Raw genomic sequence first — 1,388 nt, 5'->3', positions numbered from 1 at the left:
CTTTTGTGGATGCCGCTCGGTTTGCAAGGATTTTCTGAACTTATGAACGCGTGATCGAGTGCGGTCTTTTGTCCGGCCTTTTGTTGCGCACTTTTTGGATATCGCTGGCCGTGATGGTGATGCGCGGATCAAGTCCCAATCTCTGGGGCGAGCTCGAAGCTCTGAGAAGGTTCCAGGTTTCTTGACCCCGATCAGATCGATCATTTGCCCATTCAGTTCATGCCTTCCTTACAACCCCAACTGTCCGATACCGATCAAAGCCGCTGAATGATCAGGCGACACCCACCAATACCGGATTCCTGTAATCCTCTTGCCTCGTAAGCATGGCCCAAATCCCACGAGCCATTTTGCCAGCCAAAGCCATGGCAACAAGCATGCGCGGTTTCCGGGACAACATGCGCGCAAGCCATGTTCCTTCCGCTGCGCCCTTACGTGATGCCCAGTTCACGACAGCCATTGCGCCTGTCACCAGCAGACGGCGTATATCGCGCTGTCCCATTTTCGACGTTTTGCCGAGACGCTGTTTGCCGCCGCTGGAGTTTTGTCGCGGCACCAAGCCAAGCCATGCCGCAAAATCGCGGCCTCGTTTGAACTGGTCCATTGGTGGGGCGAAAGTCTCGATTGCCAATGCACCAACCGGGCCAACACCCGGCATGGTTTGCAGGCGTCGGGATGTTTCCTGCTCTTTCGATATCTTGTCGATCCGCCTTTTGAGATCTTCGATCGAGGCCGTTAATTGTGCAATGTGATTGAGCAAGGCACGGCATAAATCTCGCGCCAGTTCCGGTAGGTCTGAGTTCGGGTCATCAACCACTGCCTCGAGGCGTGACAAATACCCAATACCTTGGGGTGCAATGTACCCGAACTCATATAGGTGGGCACGTAAAGCGTTGATAGCTTCGGTCCGCTGGTTCACGAATTTTTCCCGAGTACGGAACACGATGGCGCGGGCCTGCTGTTCCATGGTTTTGGGTTCAACAAAACGCATGGTCGGGCGCATGGCTGCTTCAACGATAGCTTCGGCGTCAGCGGCGTCGTTTTTCTGTCGTTTTACAAAGGGCTTCACATAGCGGGGAGCAATAAGCTTCACCTCGTGGCCGAGCCGGACCAACTCGCGGGCGCAATGATGAGCGCCGCCGCAAGCCTCCATTGCGACCAGGCAGCGCGGATGGTCAGCCATGAAACGCTGAAACATAGGCCGCGTGAACTTTTTACGAAAAACCACTGTCCCGTCAGCGGCCGCGCCGTGCAGTTGAAACACGTTCTTCGCCAGATCGACCCCGATAATTACTACGTCCGTCATGTTGCCTCTCCTATCCCGATGGCTAATGCACCGTAATGCTGGTGCATTATGACACCGTTGGGGAGAGCGGCATCCACCCCATCTC

Annotated in this window: 2 protein-coding genes; both read right to left on the bottom strand. The window is 55.3% G+C overall.

Annotation, left to right across the window (positions count from 1 at the left end):
* Window positions 1-204, bottom strand: a 204-nt coding sequence (locus IE113_RS16350; protein ID WP_229822704.1) for a hypothetical protein, incomplete at its 3' end; no start/stop codon positions are given.
* Between the two features lie 67 nt (window positions 205-271).
* Window positions 272-1,303 carry an IS110 family RNA-guided transposase gene (locus IE113_RS16115; protein ID WP_189543353.1) on the bottom strand — a complete coding sequence of 344 codons (1,032 nt, stop codon included), beginning with the start codon at window positions 1,301-1,303 and terminating at the stop codon, window positions 272-274.
* Window positions 1,304-1,388: the final 85 nt, after the last annotated feature.

This window comes from Novosphingobium arvoryzae (genome assembly GCF_014652615.1).
In the GTDB taxonomy this organism is placed as follows: domain Bacteria; phylum Pseudomonadota; class Alphaproteobacteria; order Sphingomonadales; family Sphingomonadaceae; genus Novosphingobium; species Novosphingobium arvoryzae.
Note: the sequence above shows the minus strand (reverse complement) of the source record. Positions and strands in the feature narration are given on the sequence as shown.

What these genes read in the sequence shown, in the direction of transcription:
- IE113_RS16115 (WP_189543353.1), bottom strand. Translation starts at nt 1,303, where the DNA reads ATGACGGACGTAGTAATTATCGGGGTCGATCTGGCGAAGAACGTGTTT.